Origin of the sequence: Rhizobium sp. 768_B6_N1_8, assembly GCF_051811225.1 — a bacterium.
In the GTDB taxonomy this organism is placed as follows: Bacteria; Pseudomonadota; Alphaproteobacteria; order Rhizobiales; family Rhizobiaceae; genus Rhizobium.
Map to the genome: position 1 here is coordinate 3209962 of NZ_JBPWPV010000001.1, position 25705 is coordinate 3235666.

Here is a 25705-nt window from a genome sequence, read left to right on the forward strand (position 1 = left end):
GCGTGAAAACAAGGAGATAGAGCATTTCCGTGTTTCGAGGAAAAACGGAAAGGCTCTAGGAGGAGGGCACGATGAGGGGACGGACAATCAGGCTTTCGCCCGCAAGGCGGCTTGTCGGAGATCTCATGCGATTTTCGATCGGCATCCCGCGCGTCACCGTGCAGCGGCAGATGAATATCCGCCCGCTGCTGGATGCCCGAAGCGCCTGCGATCCGCGCCCGTCATGGACCGTGCTGTTCCTGAAAGGCTATGCGCTGCTCTCGAAGGAGACCCCGGATCTCCGGCGCGCCTATATCAAATTCCCGATTCATCAGCTCTACGAATATCCCGAAAGCGTGGCCTCCATCGCTCATGAGCGCGAGCATGAGGGCGAGCGGATCGTTCTCCTGAGCAAGATAAAGGGGCCGGAACAGCGCCCCATTCCCGAGTTGGAAAAGCTGATCCGCGAAGCCCGCTCGCTGCCGATTGGCGAGATCAAGGACTTCCGGCGTTCGCTCAAACTTGCCCGGGCGCCTGCCCTGCTCCGCTGGTCCATGATGTGGCTCGGGCTCAACCTGGCAAAACGGCGCGGGCATTATTTCGGCACGTTCCAGTTCTCTGTCTATTCCGGCCTCGGCGCCGAATCCCTCAATCCGCTCACGCCGCTCACCACGCTACTGAACTACGGCCCGATCGATGCGGACGGCTCTGTCACCGTGCGCATCCACTACGACCACCGCGTCATGGATGGCGCCAGCATTGCCCGGGCATTGGAGCGGTTCGAAAAGATCCTGAACGGCGAGGTCACCGACGAGGTCAGGGGGTTGCCGCAGGCGGAAAAGCCCGCCGGCATATCGATTGCAGGAATTGCCCCATGAGCGAAAGCGCCGAGCAGCGCTTGGCTGTCGTCGTTCTCGGTGCATCCCGCGGTATCGGGCGGGCCATTGCCAGGGTCGCCGCGCGCGAGGGCAATATCACCGTGCTCGTGGCCCGCTCCGCCGAAGGCCTTGCGGCGGCGGCAGCAGAGATTGCGCAGGCCGGCGGAGAAGCCTTCACGATCGAACTCGACCTCGCCTCTAAGGATGCATCCGCCCGGCTGGAATCCTATCTCGCCGAAAACGGATTGACCTGCAGCGTTCTGGTTAACAGCGCCGGTTATGGGCTGCGCGGCGCGGCAACCTCCCTGCCCGCCGAGGATCAGCTTGGGATCATCGACGTCAACATCCGCGCGCTCGCCGACATGACCCTTCGCTTCCTGCCGGGCATGGTGGCGCGCCGCAGCGGCGGCGTCATCAATCTCGGCTCCGTCGCCGGTTTCACGCCAGGCCCCTACATGGCCTTCTATTACGCCAGCAAGAATTTCGTGCGCGCCTTCTCGACCGCCCTGCATGAGGAAGTCCGCCGCTTCGGTGTGACGATAACCTGCGTCGCCCCCGGCCCTGTCTCGACCGACTTTCTGGAAAAATCCGGCGCCGACCGGGCCGCCCTCTTCAAGGTCCTACCCAAGCTCGATGCTGACTATGTGGCCGAGCAGGCATGGCAGGGTTTCAAGTCCGGCCGCCGCCTCGTCATTCCCGGCATCTCCTCGAAGCTCGCCGCCTTCATTGCGAGGATCTTGCCCTCAGCGGTGGCGCTCCGCCTGATCGGCCGGGCTCAGCGCCGGAAAAGAGACCCGAGCCCCCATCGGCCGGAGACGAGCACTACGGCACCGGCCCGCAAGCCGGAATCAGCTTTCGGAAAGCCCGATGTCTAGGCTCAGAAGGCGTCCTTCGTGCCTGAGAATGGACGCGCAGCGCTTCAGCTGAGGCTGCGGTGGCCGGGATTAGGGCTGGTCGTCGCTGCGCACGAAAACCTGCTTTGAATGATCAGGCTGATCGGCCTGCGGTGGCTCTCGGCTGATCCGCAGCCACCAGACCGCGCTCATATGCGGCGCCGTCAGTCGTCCGTCATGCGGCGATGGTTTCACGACCTCGTTCTGAATGCGATCGCCTTTTCCGGGTGCAATATCGTCAGCGCAAGCCATGGTCACAGGAAGAGCAAGAGCCGCGCTCGCGAGGAGCGCTCTCCAGGCATGTCTTGCAGCGCTTGGCATGACGGGCCGGTTTCTCATCAGCCCATTCAGCCAGAATATTAGCCTTTACGGAAGTACGAAACGGTAAATGCCCGGCAGTAAACGTAAATATACTGACGGTTCGCGCCCGCAACCCTCATACATATCAGGACGGGCCTGGCAAGATAAACATTCATTCGATTGACTGAAACTTTCGTTGGGGCTATACATGAGACATGACTGATGAACAAAGCCAACCGAACCGCGCCGAAATCACCCGGGAAAAGCTCCTGTCCGCGGCGCTCGATGTCTTCGGCCGCTATGGCTTCGACGGCACCTCGACGCGCCAGCTCAGCGAAGCCGCCGGCGTCAACCTTCAGGCCATTCCCTATTATTTCGGCGGCAAGGAAGGCCTCTATGTCGCGACGGCAGAATATCTGGTCTCGCGCATCGACCGCCGTGTCGGCTCCCTGCGCCAGCAGATCGGCGCCCATTTCATGGCGCTCGAGGCTGCGGGTCGGACACTGAGCGAAGAGGATGCGCGACGCCTGCTGACGGAGATGGGCGCGACCATGGTCAGCCTTTTCGTCAGCAAGGAGTCCGAGCCCTGGGCGCGCTTCATCATCCGCGAGCAGATGGAGCCGACCGAGGCCTTCGCCCGTGTCTATCAGGGCCTCATGCGCCCGATGATCGAAATGGCGCGCCGCATGATCGGCACCATCCTGCAGGAAGACCCGGCCAGCGAGCATGTGCGGCTGCGCACCCTCGCCTTCGTCGGCAACATCATGGTCTTCCGCGTCGCCCATGCGGCCGTTCTCGCCCAGATGGAGTGGCAGTCGGTCGGGTCAGAACAACTCCAGACCCTGCGTAACCTCGTTGCGGAGCTTGTCGGCCAGCTGCGTCAGGCGAAAGGAAATACCTGATGAGACGGATCCTCCCCCTTGCCATCGTCATTCTCCTCGCTGCGGGTGCCGCCGCCTGGTGGTATGGCCTGCCTCAGAAGCTCGGCTGGCTGCCGGAACGCACCAAGGAATTCGCGCTCTATGGCAATGTCGATATCCGCCAGGTCTCTCTCGGTTTCCGCGTCGATGGCCGGCTTGCCTCGCTCGCCGTCGATGAGGGCGACATGATCAAGAGCGGCGATGTGCTCGGCAAGCTCGACGTCGCACCTTTCGAAGCGGCTGTCGCCTCCGCGCAAGCCAATGTCGCCGCCCTGCAGGCGACGCTCGACAAGCTGAAGGCCGGTCCGCGCCCGACGGAGATCGCCCAGGCGCAAGCCTCCTACGATGAAAGCCTTGCTGCGCTGCGCAATGCTAATATCGCCTATGACCGCGCCCGACAGCTCCGCCCTCAGGGCACGATCTCAGAGGCGAACCTCGATCAGGCGACCGCCAATCGTTCGATGGCGGCAGCACGTGCGGATTCCGCCAATGAAGCGCTGAAACTCCTGCAGGAGGGTAGCCGCGTGGAAGACATTGCCAATGCCGAGGCGCAATTGAAGGCCGCGCAATCTGCATTGGTCTCTGCCCGCATCTCGCTTGCCGATACCGAACTGCGCGCGCCGAATGACGGTGTCATCCTGTCGCGCGTGCGGGAACCCGGCGCCATCGTTTCGCCGGCTGATACGGTCTATGTCCTCTCCCTCACGCAGCCGGTCTGGGTGCGCAGCTATGTCGCGGAAGGCGATCTTGGCCGCTTGCATCCCGGCATGAAGGTTCAGGTCACCTCGGATACGCAGCCGGACAAGCCCTATGAAGGCACGATCGGCTTCATTTCGCCGGTCGCGGAATTCACGCCGAAATCGGTCGAGACGCCGGAGCTTCGCACCGATCTCGTCTATCGCCTGCGCATCGTCATCGACAAGCCCGGCCCGGACCTGCGCCAGGGCATGCCGGTCACCGTGCACTTTCCCTCGCTGGCCGCACAATGAGCGCGTCTCCCGCCCCAAAGGATGAAGCGCTGGTGCGGCTTGCCGATGTAACCAAGCGCTTCAGCGATGGCCCGCCGGCACTCGATGCCGTCTCCGGCGAGGTGAAGGGCGGCGCGATCACCGGCCTCGTCGGCCCCGACGGCGCCGGCAAGACGACGCTGATCCGGCTGATGACCGGCCTGATGCTACCCGATAGCGGCACGGTGGAGGTGCTGGGCTTCGATACGCACAAGAACCCGGCCGCCATCCAGGCCTCGATCGGCTACATGCCGCAGCGCTTCGGCCTCTATGAGGACCTATCGGTTCAGGAAAATCTCGATCTCTACGCCGATCTGCGCGGCCTCCCAAAGGCCGAACGCGCAGCCTCCTTCGAGGAACTGCTGACCTTCACCGATCTCAAGCGCTTCACGACGCGGCTTGCCGGTAAGCTCTCGGGCGGCATGAAACAGAAGCTCGGCCTTGCCTGCGCACTGCTGAAGAAGCCGCGCCTGCTGCTGCTCGATGAACCGGGCGTCGGCGTCGATCCCATCTCGCGGCGCGATCTCTGGAAAATGGTCGAGAACCTGACACAGGAAGGCATCGGCGTGCTCTGGTCGACCGCCTATCTGGATGAGGCAGAGGCCTGTGATCACGTTCTGCTGCTCAATCAGGGCAAGCTGCTCTTTTCCGGCAAGCCGCATGACCTGACCGGTCGCGTGGAAGACCGCGTCTTCAAGGTGTCTGGTGTCACCGGCCGCAGGCGGCAGGTGCTGGCCGAACTGCTGCAGACAAAGGGTGTCATCGACGGCGTCATCCAGGGCGATGCCATCCGCCTCGTCACCGGCAAGGACGAGAGCCCTGACATCGGCAACGCCGGCGGCGAGGCAAAACTGACGCCCACCCCTGCCCGCTTCGAGGATGCCTTCATCGATATGCTCGGCGGCGGCCCCGGCGGACGCTCGAAACTCGCGGAAGCGCAAGCGGCGCCGAGCGAGATGGGTGATCGTCCCGTCATCGAGGCGCATGGCCTGACCAAGCGCTTCGGGGATTTCACCGCTGCCGACAAGATCACCTTCGATATAAGCCGCGGCGAGATCTTCGGCCTGCTCGGCCCGAATGGCGCGGGCAAGTCCACGACTTTCAAGATGCTCTGCGGCCTGTTGAAGCCGACGGAGGGCGAAGGCCGTGTTGCCGGCTTCGACCTGCGCAAGGATGCCGCCGAAGCCCGCAACCAGCTCGGCTACATGGCGCAAAAATTCTCGCTCTATGGCGATCTCACCGTCATGCAGAATCTCGAATTCTTCGCCGGCGTCTATGGCCTCTCCGGCAATCGCCGGCGCGAGCGCATCGAGTTGATGACCGATATCTTCGATTTCGGCCGCCACGCGCGCCATTCGGCCAAGGACCTGCCGCTCGGCCTGAAACAGCGCCTGGCGCTTGCCTGCGCCGTCATGCATGAGCCGCGCGCCCTCTTCCTCGACGAACCCACTTCAGGCGTCGATCCGATTACCCGGCGCGAATTCTGGACCCATATCAATGCACTCGTCGAAAAGGGCGTCACGGTGCTCGTGACGACGCATTTCATGGACGAGGCCGAATATTGCGACCGCATCTCGCTGATCTATCGCGGCCGCTCGATCGCGCTCGGTTCGCCTGATGAGCTGAAGGCGCGTGTCACAACCAAGGAGCAGCCGGACCCGACGATGGAGGACGCCTTCATCGCCCTTGTGCAGGAATCCGAAACGGAGGAAGCCGCATGAGCGCCTCCTCCCGCAGCCGCCGTTTCATCGCCCTCGTACGCAAGGAAAGCTATCAGGCGATCCGTGATCCCAGCACCATTCTCATCGCCTTCGTGCTGCCGCTAATCCTGCTCTTCCTCTTCGGCTATGGCGTATCGCTGGATACGACGCGCACCCGCATCGGCCTCGTGCTGGAACAGGCCACACCCTTGACGCAGGACCTCGCGGCAAGCTTCCAGGCCTCCCGCTATTTCTCCGTCACTGTCGGCCGCGACCGGCGCATGTTCGAAGAGGATCTCGTTCTCGGCAATGTGCGCGGCATCGTCGTCATCCCCGCCGATTTCACGACAGACTATGCCGCCGGCAACCGCCCGCAGATCCAGGTTCTCGTCGACGGCTCGGACCCGAATACCGCCAATTTCGTGCAGAACTATGCGCAAGGGACCGTCGCCAATTGGGAGCGGCAGCGGCAATCCGAGACGGTGGCCGCCGGTCCGCCGATCTCCATCGAGCAGCGCTTCTGGTTCAATCCGGAGCTCACGAGCCGCAACTTCCTCGTCCCCGGCTCCATCGCCATCGTCATGACGCTGGTCGGCACGCTGCTCACCTCTCTCGTCGTCGCCCGCGAATGGGAGCGCGGCACGATGGAGGCGATGATGGCGACGCCGGTGACATCAGCCGAACTGCTTGCCGGCAAGATCCTTCCCTATTTCCTGCTTGGCCTCGCCTCGATGACGCTCTGCGTACTGCTGGCCGTCTTCCTCTTCGGCGTGCCGTTCCGCGGCTCGGTCGCAGCGCTCTATGCCCTGTCAGCCGCCTTCCTGATCCCTGCGCTCGGCCAGGGCCTGCTGATCTCGACGGCAACCAAGAACCAGTTCCTCGCCTCGCAGATCGCGCTGATTACAGCCTTTCTGCCGGCCTTCCTGCTGTCGGGCTTTCTCTTCGAGATCAACTCGATGCCGGCAATCATCCAGTGGATCACCATCATCGTGCCGGCCCGCTATCTGATCCCCAGCCTGCAGACGGTGTTCCTGGCAGGCGATATCTGGCCGATGTTTGCCCGCTCCATCGCCGTCATGCTCACGATCGGCGGCATCATGTTTGTGCTGGCTGCCCGCAGCACCAGAAAGAGGATCGGCTGAGATGTGGTGGACCCGGCTGAAGGCCCTCATCGTCAAGGAACTGCTCGCCGTGATGCGCGACCCCAAGGGTCGCTTCGTGCTGATCGTGCCGCCCCTCATGCAGCTCCTCGTCTTTTCCTATGCGGCGACGCTTGAAGTGCGCAATGTCGATGTCATGGTGCTGAACCGCGACAGCGGTCATTGGGGGCAGGAACTGATCCAGCGCATCCAGGGCTCGCCGACATTCCGGCGCATCGAGACTCCCGATAACCAGACCGATATCCGCGAGGCGATCGACGGCCAGTCCGTCATTGCCGCAATCGAGATCGGCCCGGATTTCTCCCGCAACATCGAGGCCGGTATCCCCGCTGATCTGCAGATCATCCTCGACGGGCGCCGCTCCAACGCTTCCCAGATCGTCTCCGGCTATCTCACCCAAATCGGCATGACGCTTTCGACTGAGACGCCGGCAGGCCGGCGCGCCATGGCGAAGACGGTCGCGACCGTGCCGCGCAACTGGTTCAACGCCAACCTCACCTATCAATGGTTCATGGTGCCGAACCTGATCGCCAGCATCGCCTTACTCATCGGCCTCATCGTCACAGCGCTCTCCATTGCCCGCGAACGGGAACTCGGCACTTTCGACCAGTTGATGGTCTCGCCGCTGCGCGTCCATGAAATCCTGATCGGCAAGCTCATTCCGCCGATGATGATCGGCCTCTTCCACATGACGCTTTATGTGCTGGCGGCGATCTTCATCTTCGGCGTTCCCTTACGCGGCTCGCTCTTCCTGCTCTATGGCAGCTCGATCTTCTATCTGGGTTCGGTGGCAGGCCTCGGCCTCTTCATCTCGGCGCTCTCGATGACACAGCAGCAGGCGATCCTCGGAGCCTTCCTGTTCATGGTGCCGGCCATGCTGCTTTCGGGTTTCGCAACCCCGATCGAGAACATGCCGGACTGGCTGCAGCCCGTGACGATTGTCAATCCGCTGCGCTATTTCCTCATCATCGTCAAAGGCGTCTTCCTGAAGGATATTCCGGCCGCCGAGGTGCTGAACCAGACCATTCCGCTGGCGCTGATCGCCTGCGCGACACTTGGTGCTGCCGCCTGGCTATTCCGCCGCAGGCTGGAATAGCGCTGCCTCACACTATGTGACCTGCGCTTCCAAACCGTGACTCCGAAACGCTTCTCCGGCCGGAACATCGACATTGATGGGCTCGTTACCCCAGTGCAGACCAAAGCAATTCCAGCAGAAATGTGAACCGGTTTGCGTCCGGTGTTGCGTGAAAACACCGAGCAATTCCAGCAAAAGTGCGAAGCGTTTTTGCGTCCGGAATTGCGTGAAAACAAAGACATAGAGCTAAGGAGAAGCAAAATGTACAAGATCATTCTTGTCTCGAGCGCGCTTGCGCTCTCGTCTCTGGCCACGAATGCGATGGCCGATGGAGCCGTGACGGGTGCCGCCGGCGGCGCAATCACCGGCGCCATTGTCGGCGGTCCCGTGGGCGCTGCAATTGGCGGCGTGGCAGGCGGTGTAGCCGGTGCTGTCGTCGATCCGCCGCCGCGCGAGGTCGTAACCTACGTCCAGCAGCAGCCGGCACCGCCGTCAGCAGTGGTCGTGCAGCAGCCGATCGTGGTCGGCAAGCCGCTGCCCGCAGATGTTCAGGTGATCCCGGTGCCGGATAATCCGCGTTACGCCTATACCGTCATCAACGACCGCCATGTGATTGTCGAGCCGCAGACCCATCGTGTGGTTCAGGTGATCGAATAACAGGGAACTGGCCCCGCTTGCTTCAGCGGGGCCTTTTTCTATGTACGGTTCCGCAGGGCTTCCGCCTGCGCATAGAACTTCTTTTCCCACTCCTTGTGATTATCGAGCCCTTCGCGGATGAACGGCGTGAAAATCGCAAGATTGAGCAGAGCCCAGTTGATCAGCCGCGCCGGGAATTTCAGCGGCTTCACGAAATCGATGAACAGGACGACACGCGTCTTGTCCGTGTGGTTCCAGGCTTCATGCTCATAGGCGTCGTCGAAGATCAGCGCCTTGCCTTCCTGCCAGTGGCAGATCTGGTCCTTGACGCGGATGGCGAGCTTATCGGTCGCATCAGGCACGATCATACCGAGATGCAGGCGCAGCACGCCATTATAGGGGCCGCGATGGGCCGGCAGATGTTTGCCGGGCTCGAAGATCGAAAACATCGCCGTCTTCAGACCCGGGATATTCTGCACCGCCTTCCAGGTTTCCGGGCAGGCTTGGATATTCTGCTCCGACTTCACGCCGAAACCGACGAGGAAGAAGGTCTTCCAGCGATTGTCCTTGGAAATGGTCTGCACATCAGTGGAGATTTCCTGGAAGCTCGGCAGCTCGCTCTGGCGCACCAGCACGCGGTCGAGCTCGGCGCGGATCTCAGGCCAGGCCTTCTCGACCTCCTTCGCCCACGGGAACACCGCGTTGTCATAAACAGGCGGATTGCCGAGCTTGGCATGTTTGAAATTCAGGCCTTCGGCCCAGGCGACGATGCCCATGAAGAAGCGCGTGATGGCGCTGGGGCGATCCATGGGAGCGATCCCGGCAGTGGCGAAGCCCTGCGTTTCGGGAGTGGATACTGATTGTTCGGGAAGGGAGGTGTTGGCGATACCGTCTGTCATGGGCGTTCCATTGCGGGCCTTGGGAGATTGCATGGCCTTCCGCGCAGGAGCCGACACGACATCACCGCGTTGACCATTTCCTAGATATGGATAGTCACGCGCGCCGCTCAAGTACAGGTTTTGCGATCAAATGCCGCAGGAACCGCCGCACATTGTGACGGCGGTTCCGTTTGATAAATATCAGACTTTCAGCTCGCGGCGTTCGCGCTCGGTGACCATGGCAAGGTCGAGCACCTTCTGCAGGTTGGCCGCATGACGGAAGTTCGGGTCGTGCTGGACGCCCGTTGCCACGGCCTCGGCAAAGCGCTGGTAGTTGGTTGGAACCGGCGGCACGTCGACCGGCTTCCAGGTCGCCGTTTCCACATCCTCGCCGAGGCAGCCATGCAGCTCGGAGCCGCTTGGACGGTGGATGACCTCGAGGCTGCCCTTCTCGCCATAGATGCGCAGCTTCAGCTCGTTCAGATGACCGGTCGCCCAGCGGCTGGCATGGATGACGCCGAGGGCACCATTGGCGAAATCAACCGACATGGTGAAGCTGTCATTGGCATCGAGCATATATTCGCCGATCTGGCCGCCCGGCACTTTGTTGAAGGTCTTCAGCCGGGCGAAGACATGATCGATATCGGTCGCAGCGCCATAGGCCGCGAAGTCGAGGATATGAATGCCGACATCGCCGAGCACGCCGTTCGAACCGTGGCCGGTGGAAAGCCTCCACAGCCAGGTCGATTCCGTACGCCAATCGCCCCAGGCCCGCGACACCAGCCAGCTCTGCAGATAGGAGGCCTCCACATGCTTGATTGTTCCGAGCTCGCCTGACAGCACCATCTCGCGGGCGCGCTGCAGCGGTGCGACGTTGCGATAGGTGAGATTGACCATGTTGATGACGCCGGCGGTCTCAGCCGCTTCCGTCATCTCCAGCGCCTTGGGATAGTTTTCCGCCAGCGGCTTCTCACACAGCACATGCTTGCCGGCCGCGATCAGCGCCATGGTGGTCGGGTAATGGATTCGGTCAGGCGTGATATTCGTCGCCGCATCGAACTCGCCCCAGGCGATCGCCTCCTCCAGCGTCAGAAACCGCTTCTCGATATTGAACTTATCGGCGAATGCGGCAAGGCGGTCGGAATCCGTATCAACGGCGCCGACCACGGTCACGCCGTCCATATTCGCGAAATGGGCGAGCTGGTTTTTCGCCATCACGCCCGTACCAAGAACGAGTAGTCGCATGAATGCTCCTCAGCGGTAACCGGCTTCGCCGGCCTGGTGCAGTCTCGGGCCGCGTTCGACGATCGGCTCCAGTGCCTTCTCTACCGGCACATTTGGGGCGTCGGTGATACCAGTCAACGCACCCTCGGGGTTATAGGCCCATTTCACGCCGTTGATCAGCACCTTCTGCACGTTCGTATCGTGATAGGTCGGGTAGGTTTCGTGGCCGGGGCGGAAATAGAAGATGTTGCCGGCGCCGCGGCGCCAGGTCAGGCCAGACCGGAAGACTTCTCCGCCCTGGAACCAGGAGATGAACACCGTTTCCAGTGGCTCCGGCACGGAGAACTGCTCGCCGTACATTTCTTCGTTTTCCAGCTCGAAATGCTCGCCGAGACCAGCAGCGATCGGATGGCGCTGATTGATCGTCCACAGACGCTCGCGCTCGCCCGCCTCGCGCCATTTCAGCGCACAGGGCGTGCCCATCAGGCGCTTGAAGATCTTCGAGAAATGGCCGGAATGCAGCACGAGCAGGCCCATGCCTTCCCAAACCCGCTTGGCGACGCGCTCGACGACGGCATCGGAGACGGCACCATGGTCCTTGTGGCCCCACCAGGTCAGAACGTCGGTCTCGGCAAGCCGGGCTTCGCTGAGGCCATGTTCCGGCTCCTGCAGCGTTGCCGTGGTCGCGGAAATAGCCGGATCGGTGTTCAGCGCCTTGGCGATCGTGGTGTGCATGCCCTCGGGGTAAATGCCCCGGACGATCTCATTGGTTGTCTCATGGATGTTCTCTCCCCATACGACGGTGCGAATGGCCATGGCTATGCTCCTCTAGAACCTTTGGATTTTTGGCAAGCAGGAAGGTGGGATTCAAAGCGCTTTGGAAAGATGGCCAGCCAAAGCAGTCCCTCCTCCGCGTCAGAGGAAGACATAGACCTTTGTCGGTATTTTGACAAAGAGGATTTTTCCCGGTTTCACGACCGGGAAAAATCCCTTGTCACATCAATGGGAAATGGACTTGGAAAACAGGTTGACGACGACGACGCCAGAGATGATCAGGCCGAGGCCGATGATGGCGGGCGTATCCAGCCGCTGCTTGAAAAAGATGAGGCCGACGGAGGAAATCAGCACGATTCCCAAAGCGCTCCAAATCGCATAGGCGATTCCAACAGGAATATGCTTCAGCGTCAGCGACAGGCAGTAGAAGGCAGCCCCATAGCAGGCGACGACAAGCACCGTCGGCCCGAGGCGGGTAAACTGCTGGGAGAGCTGAAGTGCTGTCGTGCCGATAACTTCAAGCACGATGGCTGCAACGAGCAGCCCATAGACGGCAGCCGGGTTCATGGCGGTATTCCTTCTTGATCTACTTGTGGGTCAGCTCGATGAGGCGGGCGATCAGCTCTCGCCTCAGAGCGCCACTGATATCATGGCTTTCCAACGTATCTGCGAACCACAGACCGTCGGCGGCAAAACGCACGATCAGAGTGTCGAGCGCCGAGTCGGTGCCGATATATTCCTCGGCTCTTGCCGCCACCCATTGGCGCCATCGGAGGCGCAGCCGGGGTTCGGCGAGAAGCGCGATCGTCACCTGCGTCCAGCTTCTGGAATCGTCGGGGCGATCCTTCAGCCCGGACACCGCCTGCAGATAGGCGCGCGAGAAACGGCCCTGCGGCAGCGGATCGGCGCGCATCAGCTCGTCTATATCGGCGTCGAACTTCTCCAGCAGGCTCTCGAACAGGGCGTCCAGGAGCGCATTCTTCGTGGGGAAGTGATGCAGCAGTCCGCCCTTGCTGACGCCTGATGCAGCCGAGACCGCATCGAGCGTGACAGCGCTCATGCCACTCTCACCAGCAAGACGCGCGGCGACCTCCAGCAACTGCTGGCGCACGAGCACGGGTTGTTTCTTGCGATGATGAGCGTTTGACATGGATTTACAAAGATACCGTCCGGACGGTTTTGTCAAGAAGAATCGGCTGGGAACCCTGCCCCACAGGGATTATGCACGAAATGCCGCGCTGTTTTGATGACAGTTGCGATCCTTTTTGATCGGGTGCATCTAGAGCATCGGACCGAAAGGTGTGAAACGGTTTTCGGACAATCCGATGCTGGAACAAAAATCCAGAGTGGCGGAGGGAACGCCGGCGCTCTGGGGTGGGTATTAAAGGGATGGTTTCGTGCCGGAGCAGGCAACTTCACAGGTGACGACTTTGTATGAGGCGATCGGCGGCGATCCGGTCGTTCGGGCTTTGACGCATCGTTTTTACGAGTTGATGGATACGTGGCCGGAGGCGAAAAACGTACGCGCCGTGCATCCACCAAGCCTCGAAGGCAGCGAAGAGAAATTCTACGAATATATGACCGGCTATCTGGGCGGTCCGCCGCTCTATACCGACAAGCGCGGCCATCCCCGTCTGCGCAGCCGTCATTTCGTCGCCGAGATCGGGCCCGTCGAACGCGACGAATGGCTGATCTGCTTCCGCCAGGCGATGGACGAGACCATCGCCAGCCAGGCATTGCGCGACCTCATCTGGGCGCCGGTCGAGCGCCTCGCCCATCACATGCAGAACAAGGAATAGTCATGAGCCTGAACGCGCGTCTGGAACCGGTGCTCTATCTCTTTGCCGGCCTGTTCGGCCTTGCGGGCGTGGCCCTTGCCGCCCTTGCTGCTCACGGCGGCGGTGAGGCCAATCTCGCCGCCTCGGCCTCTGCCATGTGTCTCGCTCACGCCCCTGCCCTGCTGGCACTGGCGCTGGGTGCCGGCAAAATCAAAAGCGCCTGGCTGGCCGGTTTGCTGATGATTGTGGGGACGTTGCTCTTTGCGGGCGATCTCGTCACCCTGCGCTTTACCGGCTCCAGCCTCTTTCCCTATGCCGCGCCGACGGGCGGCTGGGCCATGATGCTGGGCTGGCTGGCAGTTTCGGCGAGCGCCTTCTTCCGCGTCAAGAGTTAAACTCTACGGCTGCGGTATGCGGCCAAAGCGCAGGAGATTGCCGTGCGGATCATGGATATAGAATTCCTCCATGTTCCACGGCCGCACCTCCATATCCGACAGGCGTGAAACGCCCTTCGTACGGTATTCCGCATGAAGGGCGGCAATGCCGCCGCCGCGCAGGTAGACGGATGTCTTTTCCGGCAGGCTTCGATCATCCGTCAGCCAGAAATGCAGCTCCATCTCGCCGCGCCTGAGGATCAGATAATCCGGCGTCTGGTGCACGATTTTGGCAAAGCCGAGCTGATCGCGATAGAAGGCGAGCGTCTCTGCGATATCGAGCGACGGCAGGACCGGCAGAACCTCGATACGATCGGGATTACCGCTCATATGCCGTCAACGACGTTGAAGCCCTCGAACACCGGTGGCCCCTTATACAGGCCCTTGTTGTCGCCTGCATTGCGATGCGCGGCGCGGAAATTCTCGGACTTCGTCCAGTTCAGAAAATCCTCTTCGCTACGCCAGAGCGTGTGGGAAGAAAACAGCGTATAGCCCTCCTCCGCATTGGCCTTGCCGCGCAGCAGCCGAAACTCGACGAAGCCAGGAACTTCGGAAAGGCTGGAATCGCGATTGCGCCAGACAGTCTCGAAATCACCCTCGGCGCCGGCTGCAACCTTGAAGCGGTTCATCGCGATATACATGGAAAACTCCTCACGCCTTTTTCTTGTCCGCCCGCTCCGCATAACGCGGAAAGGCGACGATATTATTGCCATCAACAGCGTCCGCGCCAATGGGTTTTGTAGCAGCTTCGCCGGGCATGCGCGCCTCCCAGGCGGGAAACAGTACCACATTGGGATAGCTGCGCTGGCGCGCAGCATTTTCCAGGAAAACCTCGTAAAGCTCCGGCACCAGGCCGTCGCCACCGTGAGCGGCGAGCTTATGCAGGCCGATCATTGTAAACCCGTCAGGGCGCCCATCATTCATCGGGAATTGTCTCGTTCGTTCATCGTCTGCAGCGCACGCTCCAGGCTGGACTTGCTGCCATTGCGTAGCGGGATGAAGGCCTTGCTGAACTTCTTGCAGCCGGTCTTCACACGCAGGCAGGCATCGTGGCTGATACAGTCGATGGGGCAGAAGACGCAGTCGACCGAGGGAAGCAACGTATCGATGCGGGAAACGGCTTCGCGAAGGCCGCCATCATGGTGGATGAGCTCGGCGCCGAAATTGCTGGCGATCTGGCGAAGATGCGCCACCTGGCAATCACGACCGCCGACATAGAGGAAACTGCGGCCATCCAGCTTGGAGCGGCCCGAGGAGATCTCTTTCGTCTCCTGATCGGCCTGAACACGGATCTCCCGGTTCGCCCCCTTCTTCGCCTTTCGAGCCATTTACCACCCGTTCGCTCGTTGATCGTCACACGATTCCTGCGTGTGCGAACGGACCTTATTAAACTTGATTTTTAGAGTAAAGTATAAAGTTGATTATTTTTATCATATTATCGGCGCGTGACCTGAACCGGAAATGTGTAGCTGTGCGATGAACCCATTTCATCCGGCAGAGCCGGAAGATTGCAGGAAGCTATCCTGCCGAGAGCCGCATTATCCACATCCGGACGGCCCGAGCCTCTGACGATACCCGACGACGTTATGTCGCCGCTGCGGCTGACCGTAATGCGAACCGTCAAGGTGACAGGATCATCGCGATACCGTGACTCCATCCGATCAACGCAGCGGAATAGGCGCGAAATGAGTTTGCCTTTGTAATTGGCTTCCGATGCTCCGCCAGACCCACTCCTTCCGCCTGCCGAGCGCGAATTATCATCGGAGTTGGCGTCGGCCTGACCGTCGGCGGCCCCTCGACGCGACTCCTGCTTCGCATCTCCTTCCGACCCCTGCGCCTTCTTCGGTGGCAGTTTTCTTTCCACCGGCTTCTTTTCCGCAGTTTTTTCCGGCTTTGGCTTCGGCAAGGGTGTGACTATCTCGGTTGGAGGCGCCGGCTCAGGAGAGATCGCAGCCGTCTCTACAGGCTTTATCTCCGCCGGTTCAGACTGCATCGCCACGGCCACCGGCGGTTCAGAAGAAATCACAGGTGTGTTCGGCGTCACGACAGCTGAAGGAGTTACAGGAGCCTCCGGTGTCACCGGCGTCTCCGCCGTCTGTTCTGGCACGACCGTCGACATTGGCTGAGCGACTGAAGTTTCCGCAGGCGTTTCCGACACCAGAACTTCCGGTTCAACCGCCGCTACTGTTTCCGGTGATTGACGGGTAACCTCCTGTGCAGGCTGAACAGTCTCGGTCTCTACTGGCTGCACTTCGGTCGGCTGGACAGTCTCCGGCTGAACGGCCTCAGGCTGCGCCTCTGTCGTTTCCATTGGCTTAATCGTGTCCGGCTGCACCGTCTCAGGAATGATCTCTTCCTGAATCGTTACTTCTGTCTCGCCGGCAGCACTTTGATCCGCATCCGAACTGCCAAGCATGACGACGCTAATTGCTGCGCCCGCTTCCATCAACGCCTCCTCAGGCGCCTTCGGAAAGGCAACGATCAGCGCCGTCGCCAATGCCGCATGAAATAGCAGCGAGCAGATACACGTGACCGTCAGCCGCCGCCGCACCGGCGCCTTCTCGTCTTCCTGCTTTTCCACTGCCGCATCCATCGGCGGCGGGGTGACGGAAGAGGTCGATGCGGTTTCCGGATGATCGGGGAAAGACGATATCTGCGCGAAACGCGCATAATGAATAACCTGCTCGCCGGCCGGCTGGCGCTGCGCATTGCGCAGATCGGAAAGCTCGTGGCCAGGATGCATGCCAGGAGTGTTGTCGTTCAGGCTCTCGTCAGCGCTCGCCTCCTCGATGAGCACCTGTCTCGATCTGGACTTCGCTGAAATTGCCATTTGACGCCTCGGACAGCCTGGAACATGCGCCGGGCTTCACCCCGGCCTGGGTCTTAGCCTTCGAAAGGAACTGTTATCTGCGAGCGGGTCACGAGACCCTTCATGCATTCGCCGGCGGCCGGCCCGTCGCAGACCGGTGTGTCGTTGATGAGGATGCGCGTGACCGTCTCGCACTTGACGTTCGGCATATCGAACTGGCGCACGCGCTTCTTGCCCTGCGGCAGATCGCGGAAATCGAGCACGGTGATACGGTCGACGGCATTCTTGTCGTTGAAGAAGGCGAGTTCGAAGGAGATCTTGTTGATCGGCGTCTGCAGATTGTTCTCGGCAACGAAGGTCATCATGCAGCCCTTCTGCGAGGGCGCCAGCGCATTGAGCTCGACGTCAAGTTTGGCGGCTGCAGTCGCATCCTGCGCATAGGCCTGTGCAATACCCGACACCGAAAACAGCACACTAGCCCCAAACGCAGCAAACCGACCCGTCATCATCGCCTCTCCATAAGCAAATTGACCGCCGTCCAGCGGCTTCAAAACAGCAGGATCAAAAACTTGACTGCTTTTGTCTTCAATTATTGCGTCTTTAAAAAACTATGAGTATGAGAGTCAAGTTAATTGTAACCGGAACCGGGGCCTTCACCCCCGCAATCACGGAATAAGCCAACCGAAATGATGGTTGAAAAGCCAGATACCTTTAAGCTCGCACCGCCGCGGAACGGACCTGCGGTGGCCGAGATCCGCGTTCTCGAAAGCGGCGATCTTTTTGCCGGCTCAAACGAGATCATGATTCGGCACGACGGCGTGATCTACCGCCTGAAGATCACCCGTCAGGGCAAACTCATTCTCAACAAATAAGCTCAATAGCAGGGTAGAACATGACCGAGCAGACCAGACCGGCACCATCCGAAATCCGCGCATTCCGCGCTGAAAATCCGAAGATGCGCGAGCGCGATATTGCCGCGCAGCTCAAGATTTCCGAGGCGGCCCTCGTCGCCGCCGAAGTCGGCGTCAGTGCTATCAGAATCGATGCCAGCGCCGTCAAGCTGCTCGAACGTGTCGCCGATCTACGTGAAGTCATGGCCCTGTCGCGCAACGAAAGCGCCGTACACGAGAAGATCGGTGTCTACGAAAACATCAAGGTCGGCGAGCACAACGCCATCGTACTCGGCGAAAACATCGATCTGCGCGTCTTTCCAAGCCGCTGGGTCCACGCCTTTGCCGTCACCAAGAAGGACGGCGACACGGAGCGCCTCAGCCTCCAGTATTTCGACAAGATGGGCAACGCCGTCCACAAGATCCATCTGCGCCCGGCATCCAATGTCGAGGCCTACCATCGCATCGTCGCCGAGCTGAAGCTCGATGACCAGGGCCAGGAACTCGTCGAAGCGGAGGCTTCCCCGGATGTTGACGAAGACGGCGATGTCAGCCGCGAAGAGCTGCGCGACAACTGGAGCAAGATGACCGACACGCATGAATTCTTCGGCATGCTGAAGCGCCTGAAGATCGGCCGCCAGGCCGCCGTGCGCACGGTTGGCGACGACTATGCCTGGAAGCTCGACAATACGGCGACGGCAGAGATGATGCATGCCTCCGTCAAATCAGGCCTGCCGATCATGTGCTTCGTTGCCAATAACGGCATCGTGCAGATCCATTCCGGCCCGATCTTCAACGTCCAGCCGATGGGTCCGTGGATCAACATCCTCGACGAAACCTTCCATCTGCATCTGCGCCAGGACCACATTGCCGAGACCTGGGCCGTACGCAAGCCGACCAAGGACGGCCACGTCACCTCGCTCGAAGCCTATGACGCCAACGGCAACATGATCATCCAGTTCTTCGGCAAGCGGAAGGAAGGCTCCGACGAGAATGCCGGATGGCGTGACATCATGGAAAACCTGCCGCGAGCCACAAGCGTCGCCGCATAAGGATCGCAACGATGAAGATGCTTAGAAACCTGCGCCGGATCCGCCTCCGGGAACTGGCCTTGACGGCGGCTGTCATGGCCCTGCCGCTGATCCCGGCAGCACCAGCGGGCGAAAGCTTCGCTTTCATCCGCCCCGCCCATGCCGAGGACAAGGTGCTCGACACCTCGCGGCTGGTTTCGGTCGGCGGCGACGTCACCGAGATCATCTACGCGCTTGGAGAAGAAAACAGGCTGATCGCCCGCGATACCACGAGCATGTTTCCCGAAGCCGCCCTGAAGCTGCCTGATGTCGGCTACATGCGCGCCCTTTCGCCGGAAGGCATTCTTGCCATGAACCCGACGGCGATCATCGCCGTCGAGGGCTCCGGACCGCAGGAAGCGCTGAACGTCCTGAAGAATGCCAGCGTGCCCTTCGAAACCGTTCCGAATGCCTATACGCGCGACGGTATCATCGCCAAGATCGATCGCGTCGGTACGCTGCTGAACGTGCCGGAAAAGGCAAAGGCGCTTGAAGAAAAGGTCGGCGCGGATATCGATGCCGCCGTCACCGAAGCCGAAAAGCGCCCCGAGGCCGAGCGCAAGCGCGTTCTCTTCATCCTCAGCGCCCAGAACGGCCGTATCATGGCGTCGGGCACCGGCACCGCCGCAGACGGCGTCATCAAGCTTGCCGGCGCCATCAATGCGGTCGGCGAATTCCCGGGCTACAAGCCGCTCACCGACGAGGCGATCATCAGCGCCAAGCCGGACGTGATCCTGATGATGAACCGCGGCGATGGTGCCGGCACCAAGAACGAGGATCTGCTGGCACAGCCCTCGATCGCGCTGACGCCGGCCGGCGAGAAGAAGGCGATCATCCGCATGGATGGCCTGCATCTCCTGGGCTTCGGTCCGCGCACGGCAAGTGCTGTTCGCGAACTCAACGCGGCGATCTACGGGGGCTGACGATGGCCGTTTCGGAAGCCATGATGGAAAACAGGCGATCCTTCTCGGCGGCATTCCGCAGACCCCGGCAGGCGGGCGACAGAACCGAGCTCGCTCTGCTGGGCATCGCCTTCCTTGTCGTGGCCTCCGTCTTCGCCCTGCTCTTCTCCATCACGACCGGGGCGTCGGACGCCTCCATCCTCGATGTCATCAGAAACATGGCGGGCTCCGAAACGGCGCTCAGCGCCCGTGATCGGATCATCATCTTCGATATCCGCCTGCCCCGCGCCATCCTTGGCTTCCTGATCGGCGGATCGCTCGCCGTCTCCGGCGCCGTCATGCAGGGCCTGTTCCGCAACCCGCTGGCCGACCCCGGCCTTGTCGGCGTCTCCTCGGGCGCAGGCCTCGGCGCCGTCGTGATGATCGTGCTCGGCGGCACCATTGCCGCGCCCCTCTACCTTGCACTCGGCATCTATGCCCTGCCGCTTGCAGCCTTCGGCGGCGGTCTCGCCACCACGCTGCTGCTCTACCGGGTCGCCACCAGCAATGGCCAGACTTCGGTCGCCACCATGCTGCTTGCCGGCATCGCGCTCGGAGCCTTGGCTGGGGCGCTGACAGGCGTGCTGATCTACATGGCGAACGACCAGCAGCTGCGTGACCTCACCTTCTGGGGCATGGGCTCGCTTGCCGGCGCAACCTGGGTCAAGATATCAGCAGCCGGCCCTATCATCCTTCTGTCCTTCATTGCCCTGCCCTTCATGGCACGCGGCCTGAACGCAATCACACTCGGCGAGGCCGCGGCTTTCCACATGGGCGTGCCGGTCCAGCGGCTGAAGAATATCGCCATCGTCACCGTTGCGGCTGCAACCGGCGCTTCGGTTGCCGTCAGCGGCGGCATCGGCTTCGTCGGCATCGTCGTGCCGCATATATTGCGCATGGTGATCGGCCCGGACCATCGCTTCCTCCTGCCGGCCTCGGCCCTGCTCGGCGGCTCGCTGCTGATCTTTGCCGATGTACTCGCCCGCACAATCGTGGCACCGGCCGAACTGCCGATCGGCATCATCACGGCAGCCGTCGGCGGTCCCTTCTTCCTCTGGATCCTGTTGCGGCAGCGCTCGCGCCTTGCCCTTTGAGTTTGTTCGATGATCGAAGTTTTCGGCGTCTGCGTGCACCTCTCCGGCAAGACCATCGTTCGCGATGTTGCCTTCACTGCGAAGGCGGGCGAACTGACCGCCATTGCCGGCCCGAACGGCTCCGGCAAGACGACGACGATGAAAGCCGTTTCCGGCGAGCTTGCCTATGACGGTTCCGTTCGTCTCAACGGCGAAGAGGTGCACACACTGAAGCCCTGGCAGCTTGCCTCCATTCGCGGGGTCCTGCCACAGGCAAGCAGCATCTCCTTTCCCTTCACCGTGCGGGAAATCGTCCGCATGGGCCTGACATCAGGCCTCAACCTTCACTCCGATCGAGCCGAACAGACAGCCGCAAAAGCGCTTGCCGCCGTCGATCTCACTGGCTTCGAGGGGCGCTTCTATCAGGAGCTCTCAGGCGGCGAGCAGCAGCGCGTTCAGCTTGCCCGGGTGCTCTGCCAGATCGCCGAGCCGGTCGTTGACGGCAAACCCTGCTGGCTGCTGCTGGATGAGCCGGTCTCCAGTCTCGACATCAGCCATCAGCTGACGATCATGACGCTGGCGCGCGATTTCTGCGAACGCGGCGGCGGGGTGATCGCTGTCATGCACGATCTCAACCTGACGGCCCTCTTCGCCGACAGGATCGTATTGATGAAATCCGGCCGGCTGGCAGCCGCTGGCAATGTGCGTGAGGTACTGACGGACGAAACCATGCAATCCGTCTTCGGCTGCCCGTTGCGCGTCAATCAGGTGCCAGTCGACGGCACGCCCTTCGTGCTTGCGCACAGCGCGCTTCCCGCCTACTGAGGAACCTTTCCAGCCCAAATGCGTTGTCCGCAATGATTTGGGTCAAAGCCGGGTGTTCTCTTCCGTGCCATTGATGGCGCTGACCCTGTGTGAAACCGGGCGGTGCTTGTCCGCGCCCAGCTATGGAGACAGTCATGGCCTATTCCCTCTTCCAATCCAGCCGCAGCCGCCGCAACGGCGCTCTCCACAATCTCGAAGCCAGTATCGAGGATCAGATCGAAGCCCTGCGCGAAGAGCTCGCCGAACTGACGCATGTTCTCGGCAAGACCTCCCGCCATCAGGGTGAAAAGCTGCGCTCGCAGGCATCCACAAGCTACGAGGACATCCTCGGCCGCAGCGAGGATCTGCTGAACGAACTGCAGCAGAGTTACCTGCGCGGCGCAAGCGAAGTGCGCAATACGGTCCGCCGTCACCCGCTGGCAACAGTCGGTGCCGCTGCCGCCTTCGGCCTGCTTATCGCCATGCTCGCCCGCCGCTAGGAGGCTCGATGCTCTTCCCGATCCTGAGCCTGCTCGTAGGCACCAGCGTTCACCGCACGGTGGAACGCACCAAGCGCAACGGCATCTTCATCGCCGTTGCGTTGCTCTTTCTGCTGACCGCCTATGCGCTTGCCGTGACCGCAGGAGCGATCTGGCTGGCAGGCATCTATGGGCCGATCGGCGCTTCGCTTTTCCTGGCAGCCTGCGCCTTGCTGATCGCGATCACCGTCTTCGTCGTCATGGCAATCATGAATCGCCAGGAAGCCCGTCGCGCCCGCGAACGTCGAGCCGCACTTGAATCCCTGGCAACCGTCGGCCTCGGCCTTGTCCGCTCTCAGCCGCTGTTGACTGCAGGCATAGTGGCCGCTCTTGTCGCCGCCAATCTCGTGGGTTCGAAGCGGGACGACTGACGTTCCGCAGCACCTTTCACTTTCCCGACATTGCTTTTGTCGCAAATATATCCCGCGCCCAAATCCTTGGGCGCGGGATACTGCATTCCAGCGAGTGATCGCATCGACGCTGTGGTGCCCGGTTTTTCGACGACCAGCTCAGGCAGGCAGGTGACCGGGACGCCAAATAAAAAGCCGGCGCCCCGTAGGGCAACCGGCCTTCCTTCCTCCCACGGAAACAAATTGATCAGAAGGCAAAGGCCTTCGATGTCAGCGGCGCCGACGTGGCATCCGGGCCGAAATCCGCCTCGCCTGATATCTGCAGGAGATCCTGCAGACGCTGGCGTGCGCGGTTCACACGGCTTTTGATGGTACCGACGGCGCAGCCGCAGATTTCCGCCGCTTCCTCGTAAGAGAAGCCCGATGCGCCGACGAGGATGATCGCTTCGCGCTGGTCCGGCGGCAGCTGGTCCAGCGCCTTCTTGAAGTCCTGCAGGTCGAGTGCGCCGTATTGGGCCGGATGTGTCGCCATGGATTCGGTAAACAAACCGTCGCTGTCCTGCACCTCACGCCCGCTCTTGCGCATCTGGCTGTAGAGCTCGTTGCGCAGAATCGTGAAGAGCCAGGCCTTCATGTTGGTGCCCATCTCGAAATGGTCCTGCTTGGCCCAGGCCTTCATGATGGTGTCTTGAACCAGGTCGTCGGCGCGATCGTGCCGGCCGATCAGGGATATGGCGAAAGCGCGAAGGCTTGGCAGTGCCGCCAGGAGTTCGCGCTTGAAGCTCGGTTGCGCTTTTTCCATGCGGGTATTCCTATTCGGCCATCTTGGCGGAAGCCATCAATTCGGCCTGGTCGAGCTTTTCCAGCAGATCGAGAAAGCGGTCGGGAATAGCTTCCTCCTGCGCGGCGGCATAGAGCGACCGCAGCCTGACGCCGATCTGATTGTTCGGATCCAGTATGTCGCTCGCCCGCAGCTCCAGCTGGCGCTCGTCCGGTGCTTCTGTCTTTGCTGTCGTCATCAACTGATCACTTCTTGCCTGTTGTCTCGGGATGAAAGGCAAAGTCTGCTGTGAAAGATAAATGGAACGTATATCCAATCGATCAAGCCGGTTCTTTCGAACCCTTGATGCAATAGATCCATTCCGCTCACATGGGTCAAAACGTGACGCCCTTCATTTGTCGGCTAGGATAATGCGGCGCTGCAAAAAAAGTTCCTTCCATCAGGAACTTTTTTATCAAGACAGCGTTTTCAGATCATTGCAGCTATTCATGGCCTGTAGACGGGAGTTTTTAATGACACTTTCCACTCGAATTGCGCCGCACCTTCCTTATCTGCGTCGCTATTCCCGCGCGCTTACCGGCACTCAGACTTCTGGCGATGCTTACGTCGCCGCCGTCCTGGAAGCGATCATCGCCGATCTCTCCATATTCCCGGATACCGCGAATGACCGCGTCGCACTCTACAAACTGTTCACGCAACTGTTTGGTTCCACTGCGGTCGAGATTCCCGAACCATCCTCTCCCTATGCCTGGGAACAGCGCGCGACGCTGAACCTCTCGAAGGTTTCGCCCCTCGCCCGGCAGGCTTTCCTGCTCGCCTCCGTCGAGAATTTTCGTGTCTCCGAGATCGCCGACATTCTCGAAATCAGCGATGACGAAACCATGGAGCTCCTCGACAAGGCTTCGCACGAGATCTCGCGCCAGGTGGCCACCGATATCATGATCATCGAGGACGAACCGCTGATCGCCATGGATATCGAGCAGATGGTCGAGAGCCTCGGCCACCGCGTTACCGGCATCGCCCGCACCCATACGGAAGCCGTGGCACTCTATAACAAGACCAAACCAAGCATGGTTCTGGCCGATATCCAGCTTGCCGACGGCAGCTCGGGCATCGATGCCGTCAACGATATCCTGAAGACATCGAGTGTGCCCGTCATCTTCATCACCGCCTTCCCCGAGAGATTGCTGACTGGGGAGCGGCCGGAGCCCACCTTCCTGGTGACCAAGCCCTTCAACCCCGACATGGTCAAGGCTCTGATCAGTCAGGCGCTTTTCTTCAATGAAACGACCCGTGTGGCGGCCTGAAACATGAATTTCAGCCGCGCCGGAACCATTCCGGTAGCGATGCGTTCCGGCTCTGCCGGAGCGTATTGGCGGCTTTAACGGTTTTTGCAGCGCTTGCTTTTAGAATGACCGGCAGTTTTGTCGGGAGGGGTAACATCCCTCCGTATCTTCGAAGGGACTGAGGAAAGGCGGCCGAGTGAATACGACTGGACCACTGTCCGGAACGCCTTTCACCACCGAAGGCAAGGCGGCCATTATGGAGCGCGCGCTCGCCAGCGCCGCTATCTCTATCCTGTATCAGGATGCGGGCCTTGCAATAATCTATGCCGAAAACCTTCTCCCCTATTTCCAGAAGCGTTTTGTCGCCGGTGGTGATGACGGTTCGCTGTTTGGCGAAGCACACGGCAAATCCCTTGCCGCGATGAAGCGGATGGTGCTTGAGACCGGCGCCTCCAGCAATGCCGAGGTCGATGTTGCAATCGACGGCGAAGTCAGGACATTCGAACTGAACGTTCAACGCACCGGCGCGCACGGCAATTACGGCCTGCTCTCCGTCATCTCGGAGATTACCGAAAGCCGGCATCGCGAAAAGGTGCTGAAATCGCTGCTGCGCGAGCTTTCCCACCGCTCCAAGAACCTGCTTGCCATCATCCAGGGTATCGCCACGCAGACCGCGCGCAACACCATTTCTCTCGATGCTTTCCTGATGAAATTCCGCGGCCGTCTTCAGTCGCTCTCCAACTCGCAGGATCTGATCACCGATTCCAGCTGGCGCGGTGCCTTTCTGTTCGAGCTCGCCGGAAAGCAGTTCGCCCCCTACTGGCCGGAAACATCAGGCTCAATGCCGATCTTTGGCATCAACGCCCATCTGACACCAAACGCCGCCGTGCATGTCGGCCTGGCGCTACATGAACTGATCGTCAATTCCGCCTCCTATGGCGCAATCGCCAGCGGGGCGACATCGGTCACGCTGAATTGCCGGGAGGCAAAGATCGCCGGCCGCCGGGCAATCGAACTCGCCTGGGTGGAAGTGCTTCCGAACAGTGCCGATGTGCACGAATTCAGCGAAAACAGCTTCGGCCGCACGGTGCTGGAGCGTGTCGTGCCCTCCTCCGTCAACGGCAAGGCCGAATTGACGCTCGTACCCGGCCGCATTGAATATCACCTGACCGTTCCGGAAACGGAATTCGAAATCCTGAAACGCACTTGAGACGTTTTACCGCTGCACGTTTTGCCGGAATGCCTGCTTGCTGAAATTGTTGGGACCTAGACGGAAAAACAGCCGGTGCGAGGGCGGCGCACCGGCTGTCTCCACTCACCGGGAGGGGACCGTGAGTTCGTCCGAATGATGGGTTGGGGGCGCGCATGTTGGGTCGATGCGGTCATCATCCGGATATCGCATTAACTACGCTCATTAACTTTGGTTCCCCCGGTTCGAAAAAAATTTGGCCTTTTGTCAATTTTTTCTCGGACACCCGAACTGGGTTGCCACTCAGATCCACCCAATCGGAAGGCAGAGCCTGCCT

At 60.8% G+C, this 25705-nt stretch carries 34 protein-coding genes; 20 read left to right on the top strand and 14 right to left on the bottom strand.

Annotated features, from left to right (window positions below; all coding sequences use genetic code 11):
* The first annotated feature begins 71 nt into the window (after positions 1-71).
* Together AB8B33_RS16505 and AB8B33_RS16510 are read left to right on the top strand one after the other, a co-directional pair.
* Positions 72-857, top strand: coding sequence for a hypothetical protein (locus AB8B33_RS16505; protein ID WP_439016168.1), 786 nt, complete (start codon positions 72-74; stop codon positions 855-857).
* Positions 854-1732, top strand: a complete 879-nt coding sequence (locus AB8B33_RS16510) for an SDR family NAD(P)-dependent oxidoreductase (protein WP_439016169.1) — start codon at positions 854-856, stop codon at positions 1730-1732. The genes AB8B33_RS16505 and AB8B33_RS16510 overlap by 4 nt, the downstream gene beginning before the upstream one ends.
* 69 nt (positions 1733-1801) lie before the next feature.
* On the opposite strand, the gene AB8B33_RS16515 is transcribed toward AB8B33_RS16510, so the two are convergent.
* Positions 1802-2089 (bottom strand): hypothetical protein, encoded by a 288-nt coding sequence (locus AB8B33_RS16515; protein WP_439016170.1) that lies wholly within the window; start codon positions 2087-2089, stop codon positions 1802-1804.
* A 176-nt stretch (positions 2090-2265) separates the two neighbouring features.
* Between AB8B33_RS16515 and AB8B33_RS16520 the strand changes: the two genes are divergently transcribed.
* The 6 genes from AB8B33_RS16520 to AB8B33_RS16545 all read left to right on the top strand — a co-directional run bounded on the left by AB8B33_RS16520 (position 2266) and on the right by AB8B33_RS16545 (position 8569).
* Positions 2266-2952, top strand: a complete 687-nt coding sequence (locus AB8B33_RS16520) for a CerR family C-terminal domain-containing protein (protein WP_439016171.1) — start codon at positions 2266-2268, stop codon at positions 2950-2952.
* The gene (gene hlyD / locus AB8B33_RS16525) at positions 2952-3959 is read left to right on the top strand and encodes a secretion protein HlyD (protein ID WP_439016172.1); all 1008 of its coding nucleotides are present in this window, start codon (positions 2952-2954) and stop codon (positions 3957-3959) included. The genes AB8B33_RS16520 and hlyD overlap by 1 nt, the downstream gene beginning before the upstream one ends.
* The gene (locus tag AB8B33_RS16530; protein ID WP_439016173.1) at positions 3956-5698 is read left to right on the top strand and encodes an ATP-binding cassette domain-containing protein; all 1743 of its coding nucleotides are present in this window, start codon (positions 3956-3958) and stop codon (positions 5696-5698) included. The genes hlyD and AB8B33_RS16530 overlap by 4 nt, the downstream gene beginning before the upstream one ends.
* Positions 5695-6819 (top strand): ABC transporter permease, encoded by a 1125-nt coding sequence (locus AB8B33_RS16535; RefSeq protein WP_439016174.1) that lies wholly within the window; start codon positions 5695-5697, stop codon positions 6817-6819. Before AB8B33_RS16530 ends, AB8B33_RS16535 begins: the two co-directional genes overlap by 4 nt.
* 1 nt (position 6820) lies before the next feature.
* The gene (locus AB8B33_RS16540) at positions 6821-7933 is read left to right on the top strand and encodes an ABC transporter permease (RefSeq protein ID WP_439016175.1); all 1113 of its coding nucleotides are present in this window, start codon (positions 6821-6823) and stop codon (positions 7931-7933) included.
* 240 nt (positions 7934-8173) lie between these two features.
* Positions 8174-8569 carry a DUF1236 domain-containing protein gene (locus AB8B33_RS16545; protein ID WP_113322509.1) on the top strand — a complete coding sequence of 132 codons (396 nt, stop codon included), beginning with the start codon at positions 8174-8176 and terminating at the stop codon, positions 8567-8569.
* 38 nt (positions 8570-8607) lie between these two features.
* Here AB8B33_RS16545 and AB8B33_RS16550 read toward each other — a convergent pair whose 3' ends face one another.
* From AB8B33_RS16550 to AB8B33_RS16570, 5 genes are all read right to left on the bottom strand, one after another.
* Complete coding sequence (locus AB8B33_RS16550; RefSeq protein ID WP_439016176.1) at positions 8608-9447, bottom strand: aspartyl/asparaginyl beta-hydroxylase domain-containing protein; 840 nt, start codon at positions 9445-9447, stop codon at positions 8608-8610.
* Positions 9448-9627: 180 nt separating this feature from the next.
* On the bottom strand, positions 9628-10671 hold the full coding sequence (locus tag AB8B33_RS16555; RefSeq protein WP_439016177.1) for a Gfo/Idh/MocA family protein: 1044 nt from the start codon (positions 10669-10671) through the stop codon (positions 9628-9630).
* Positions 10672-10680: 9 nt separating this feature from the next.
* A complete protein-coding gene (locus AB8B33_RS16560; protein ID WP_439016178.1) occupies positions 10681-11466 on the bottom strand; it encodes a ThuA domain-containing protein in 786 nt (261 codons plus the stop codon).
* A 183-nt stretch (positions 11467-11649) separates the two neighbouring features.
* Positions 11650-11991: a DMT family transporter gene (locus AB8B33_RS16565; protein WP_007815282.1), complete on the bottom strand. Its 342-nt coding sequence runs from the start codon at positions 11989-11991 to the stop codon at positions 11650-11652.
* Between the two features lie 19 nt (positions 11992-12010).
* Positions 12011-12574 (bottom strand): TetR/AcrR family transcriptional regulator, encoded by a 564-nt coding sequence (locus tag AB8B33_RS16570; RefSeq protein ID WP_007815280.1) that lies wholly within the window; start codon positions 12572-12574, stop codon positions 12011-12013.
* A 247-nt stretch (positions 12575-12821) separates the two neighbouring features.
* Between AB8B33_RS16570 and AB8B33_RS16575 the strand changes: the two genes are divergently transcribed.
* Together AB8B33_RS16575 and AB8B33_RS16580 are read left to right on the top strand one after the other, a co-directional pair.
* A complete protein-coding gene (locus tag AB8B33_RS16575; protein ID WP_439016179.1) occupies positions 12822-13223 on the top strand; it encodes a group II truncated hemoglobin in 402 nt (133 codons plus the stop codon).
* Positions 13224-13225: 2 nt separating this feature from the next.
* Positions 13226-13597, top strand: coding sequence for a DUF423 domain-containing protein (locus AB8B33_RS16580; RefSeq protein WP_439016180.1), 372 nt, complete (start codon positions 13226-13228; stop codon positions 13595-13597).
* Positions 13598-13600: 3 nt separating this feature from the next.
* On the opposite strand, the gene AB8B33_RS16585 is transcribed toward AB8B33_RS16580, so the two are convergent.
* From AB8B33_RS16585 to AB8B33_RS16605, 5 genes are all read right to left on the bottom strand, one after another.
* The gene (locus AB8B33_RS16585) at positions 13601-13966 is read right to left on the bottom strand and encodes a bleomycin resistance protein (RefSeq protein ID WP_310385585.1); all 366 of its coding nucleotides are present in this window, start codon (positions 13964-13966) and stop codon (positions 13601-13603) included.
* Entirely contained in the window at positions 13963-14277 is a 315-nt protein-coding gene (locus AB8B33_RS16590; protein WP_113321676.1) for an antibiotic biosynthesis monooxygenase family protein, read from the bottom strand. Before AB8B33_RS16590 ends, AB8B33_RS16585 begins: the two co-directional genes overlap by 4 nt.
* 10 nt (positions 14278-14287) lie before the next feature.
* A complete protein-coding gene (locus tag AB8B33_RS16595; protein ID WP_113321675.1) occupies positions 14288-14560 on the bottom strand; it encodes a hypothetical protein in 273 nt (90 codons plus the stop codon).
* Positions 14557-14964, bottom strand: coding sequence for a DUF2325 domain-containing protein (locus AB8B33_RS16600; RefSeq protein ID WP_007815267.1), 408 nt, complete (start codon positions 14962-14964; stop codon positions 14557-14559). Before AB8B33_RS16600 ends, AB8B33_RS16595 begins: the two co-directional genes overlap by 4 nt.
* A 107-nt stretch (positions 14965-15071) precedes the next feature.
* A complete protein-coding gene (locus AB8B33_RS16605; RefSeq protein ID WP_439016181.1) occupies positions 15072-16217 on the bottom strand; it encodes a TonB family protein in 1146 nt (381 codons plus the stop codon).
* A gap of 90 nt (positions 16218-16307) precedes the next feature.
* Here AB8B33_RS16605 and AB8B33_RS16610 point away from each other — a divergent pair, with 90 nt between their 5' ends.
* Entirely contained in the window at positions 16308-16457 is a 150-nt protein-coding gene (locus AB8B33_RS16610) for a hypothetical protein (protein ID WP_439016182.1), read from the top strand.
* Between the two features lie 62 nt (positions 16458-16519).
* On the opposite strand, the gene AB8B33_RS16615 is transcribed toward AB8B33_RS16610, so the two are convergent.
* Complete coding sequence (locus AB8B33_RS16615; protein WP_439016184.1) at positions 16520-16951, bottom strand: hypothetical protein; 432 nt, start codon at positions 16949-16951, stop codon at positions 16520-16522.
* Positions 16952-17131: 180 nt separating this feature from the next.
* Between AB8B33_RS16615 and hemP the strand changes: the two genes are divergently transcribed.
* The 7 genes from hemP to AB8B33_RS16650 all read left to right on the top strand — a co-directional run bounded on the left by hemP (position 17132) and on the right by AB8B33_RS16650 (position 22133).
* Positions 17132-17317, top strand: coding sequence for a hemin uptake protein HemP (hemP, locus tag AB8B33_RS16620; protein ID WP_007815260.1), 186 nt, complete (start codon positions 17132-17134; stop codon positions 17315-17317).
* A 20-nt stretch (positions 17318-17337) separates the two neighbouring features.
* A complete protein-coding gene (locus AB8B33_RS16625; RefSeq protein ID WP_439016186.1) occupies positions 17338-18387 on the top strand; it encodes a hemin-degrading factor in 1050 nt (349 codons plus the stop codon).
* 11 nt (positions 18388-18398) lie between these two features.
* Positions 18399-19328 (top strand): heme/hemin ABC transporter substrate-binding protein, encoded by a 930-nt coding sequence (locus AB8B33_RS16630; RefSeq protein ID WP_439016188.1) that lies wholly within the window; start codon positions 18399-18401, stop codon positions 19326-19328.
* Positions 19329-19330: 2 nt separating this feature from the next.
* Positions 19331-20440 carry a FecCD family ABC transporter permease gene (locus AB8B33_RS16635; protein ID WP_439016189.1) on the top strand — a complete coding sequence of 370 codons (1110 nt, stop codon included), beginning with the start codon at positions 19331-19333 and terminating at the stop codon, positions 20438-20440.
* A 9-nt stretch (positions 20441-20449) separates the two neighbouring features.
* On the top strand, positions 20450-21244 hold the full coding sequence (locus AB8B33_RS16640; RefSeq protein WP_439016190.1) for a heme ABC transporter ATP-binding protein: 795 nt from the start codon (positions 20450-20452) through the stop codon (positions 21242-21244).
* 134 nt (positions 21245-21378) lie between these two features.
* Positions 21379-21723, top strand: coding sequence for a DUF883 family protein (locus AB8B33_RS16645; RefSeq protein ID WP_439016191.1), 345 nt, complete (start codon positions 21379-21381; stop codon positions 21721-21723).
* Between the two features lie 8 nt (positions 21724-21731).
* The gene (locus AB8B33_RS16650; protein ID WP_439016192.1) at positions 21732-22133 is read left to right on the top strand and encodes a hypothetical protein; all 402 of its coding nucleotides are present in this window, start codon (positions 21732-21734) and stop codon (positions 22131-22133) included.
* 226 nt (positions 22134-22359) lie between these two features.
* Here AB8B33_RS16650 and AB8B33_RS16655 read toward each other — a convergent pair whose 3' ends face one another.
* Together AB8B33_RS16655 and AB8B33_RS16660 are read right to left on the bottom strand one after the other, a co-directional pair.
* Positions 22360-22914 (bottom strand): RNA polymerase sigma factor, encoded by a 555-nt coding sequence (locus AB8B33_RS16655; RefSeq protein WP_113321671.1) that lies wholly within the window; start codon positions 22912-22914, stop codon positions 22360-22362.
* Between the two features lie 10 nt (positions 22915-22924).
* Positions 22925-23131 (bottom strand): NepR family anti-sigma factor, encoded by a 207-nt coding sequence (locus tag AB8B33_RS16660; protein ID WP_007815242.1) that lies wholly within the window; start codon positions 23129-23131, stop codon positions 22925-22927.
* Between the two features lie 274 nt (positions 23132-23405).
* Between AB8B33_RS16660 and AB8B33_RS16665 the strand changes: the two genes are divergently transcribed.
* Together AB8B33_RS16665 and AB8B33_RS16670 are read left to right on the top strand one after the other, a co-directional pair.
* The gene (locus AB8B33_RS16665; RefSeq protein WP_113185377.1) at positions 23406-24200 is read left to right on the top strand and encodes a response regulator; all 795 of its coding nucleotides are present in this window, start codon (positions 23406-23408) and stop codon (positions 24198-24200) included.
* 193 nt (positions 24201-24393) lie between these two features.
* Entirely contained in the window at positions 24394-25389 is a 996-nt protein-coding gene (locus AB8B33_RS16670) for a sensor histidine kinase (RefSeq protein WP_439017265.1), read from the top strand.
* Positions 25390-25705: the final 316 nt, after the last annotated feature.

Bases quoted from the DNA above. Each gene is read 5' to 3' on its own strand.
- AB8B33_RS16555 (WP_439016177.1), bottom strand. From the start codon at position 10,671: ATGCGACTACTCGTTCTTGGTACGGGCGTGATGGCGAAAAACCAGCTC.
- AB8B33_RS16550 (WP_439016176.1), bottom strand. From the start codon at position 9,447: ATGACAGACGGTATCGCCAACACCTCCCTTCCCGAACAATCAGTATCC.
- AB8B33_RS16635 (WP_439016189.1), top strand. From the start codon at position 19,331: ATGGCCGTTTCGGAAGCCATGATGGAAAACAGGCGATCCTTCTCGGCG.
- AB8B33_RS16600 (WP_007815267.1), bottom strand. From the start codon at position 14,964: ATGGCTCGAAAGGCGAAGAAGGGGGCGAACCGGGAGATCCGTGTTCAG.
- AB8B33_RS16640 (WP_439016190.1), top strand. From the start codon at position 20,450: ATGATCGAAGTTTTCGGCGTCTGCGTGCACCTCTCCGGCAAGACCATC.
- AB8B33_RS16625 (WP_439016186.1), top strand. From the start codon at position 17,338: ATGACCGAGCAGACCAGACCGGCACCATCCGAAATCCGCGCATTCCGC.
- AB8B33_RS16650 (WP_439016192.1), top strand. From the start codon at position 21,732: ATGCTCTTCCCGATCCTGAGCCTGCTCGTAGGCACCAGCGTTCACCGC.
- AB8B33_RS16655 (WP_113321671.1), bottom strand. From the start codon at position 22,914: ATGGAAAAAGCGCAACCGAGCTTCAAGCGCGAACTCCTGGCGGCACTG.
- AB8B33_RS16510 (WP_439016169.1), top strand. From the start codon at position 854: ATGAGCGAAAGCGCCGAGCAGCGCTTGGCTGTCGTCGTTCTCGGTGCA.
- AB8B33_RS16610 (WP_439016182.1), top strand. From the start codon at position 16,308: ATGAATAACCTGCTCGCCGGCCGGCTGGCGCTGCGCATTGCGCAGATC.
- AB8B33_RS16545 (WP_113322509.1), top strand. From the start codon at position 8,174: ATGTACAAGATCATTCTTGTCTCGAGCGCGCTTGCGCTCTCGTCTCTG.
- hemP (WP_007815260.1), top strand. From the start codon at position 17,132: ATGATGGTTGAAAAGCCAGATACCTTTAAGCTCGCACCGCCGCGGAAC.
- AB8B33_RS16535 (WP_439016174.1), top strand. From the start codon at position 5,695: ATGAGCGCCTCCTCCCGCAGCCGCCGTTTCATCGCCCTCGTACGCAAG.
- AB8B33_RS16540 (WP_439016175.1), top strand. From the start codon at position 6,821: ATGTGGTGGACCCGGCTGAAGGCCCTCATCGTCAAGGAACTGCTCGCC.
- AB8B33_RS16565 (WP_007815282.1), bottom strand. From the start codon at position 11,991: ATGAACCCGGCTGCCGTCTATGGGCTGCTCGTTGCAGCCATCGTGCTT.
- AB8B33_RS16560 (WP_439016178.1), bottom strand. From the start codon at position 11,466: ATGGCCATTCGCACCGTCGTATGGGGAGAGAACATCCATGAGACAACC.
- AB8B33_RS16595 (WP_113321675.1), bottom strand. From the start codon at position 14,560: ATGAATGATGGGCGCCCTGACGGGTTTACAATGATCGGCCTGCATAAG.
- AB8B33_RS16665 (WP_113185377.1), top strand. From the start codon at position 23,406: ATGACACTTTCCACTCGAATTGCGCCGCACCTTCCTTATCTGCGTCGC.
- AB8B33_RS16580 (WP_439016180.1), top strand. From the start codon at position 13,226: ATGAGCCTGAACGCGCGTCTGGAACCGGTGCTCTATCTCTTTGCCGGC.
- AB8B33_RS16615 (WP_439016184.1), bottom strand. From the start codon at position 16,951: ATGACGGGTCGGTTTGCTGCGTTTGGGGCTAGTGTGCTGTTTTCGGTG.
- AB8B33_RS16515 (WP_439016170.1), bottom strand. From the start codon at position 2,089: ATGAGAAACCGGCCCGTCATGCCAAGCGCTGCAAGACATGCCTGGAGA.
- AB8B33_RS16530 (WP_439016173.1), top strand. From the start codon at position 3,956: ATGAGCGCGTCTCCCGCCCCAAAGGATGAAGCGCTGGTGCGGCTTGCC.
- AB8B33_RS16590 (WP_113321676.1), bottom strand. From the start codon at position 14,277: ATGTATATCGCGATGAACCGCTTCAAGGTTGCAGCCGGCGCCGAGGGT.
- AB8B33_RS16520 (WP_439016171.1), top strand. From the start codon at position 2,266: ATGACTGATGAACAAAGCCAACCGAACCGCGCCGAAATCACCCGGGAA.
- hlyD (WP_439016172.1), top strand. From the start codon at position 2,952: ATGAGACGGATCCTCCCCCTTGCCATCGTCATTCTCCTCGCTGCGGGT.
- AB8B33_RS16570 (WP_007815280.1), bottom strand. From the start codon at position 12,574: ATGTCAAACGCTCATCATCGCAAGAAACAACCCGTGCTCGTGCGCCAG.
- AB8B33_RS16645 (WP_439016191.1), top strand. From the start codon at position 21,379: ATGGCCTATTCCCTCTTCCAATCCAGCCGCAGCCGCCGCAACGGCGCT.
- AB8B33_RS16660 (WP_007815242.1), bottom strand. From the start codon at position 23,131: ATGACGACAGCAAAGACAGAAGCACCGGACGAGCGCCAGCTGGAGCTG.
- AB8B33_RS16585 (WP_310385585.1), bottom strand. From the start codon at position 13,966: ATGAGCGGTAATCCCGATCGTATCGAGGTTCTGCCGGTCCTGCCGTCG.
- AB8B33_RS16505 (WP_439016168.1), top strand. From the start codon at position 72: ATGAGGGGACGGACAATCAGGCTTTCGCCCGCAAGGCGGCTTGTCGGA.
- AB8B33_RS16630 (WP_439016188.1), top strand. From the start codon at position 18,399: ATGAAGATGCTTAGAAACCTGCGCCGGATCCGCCTCCGGGAACTGGCC.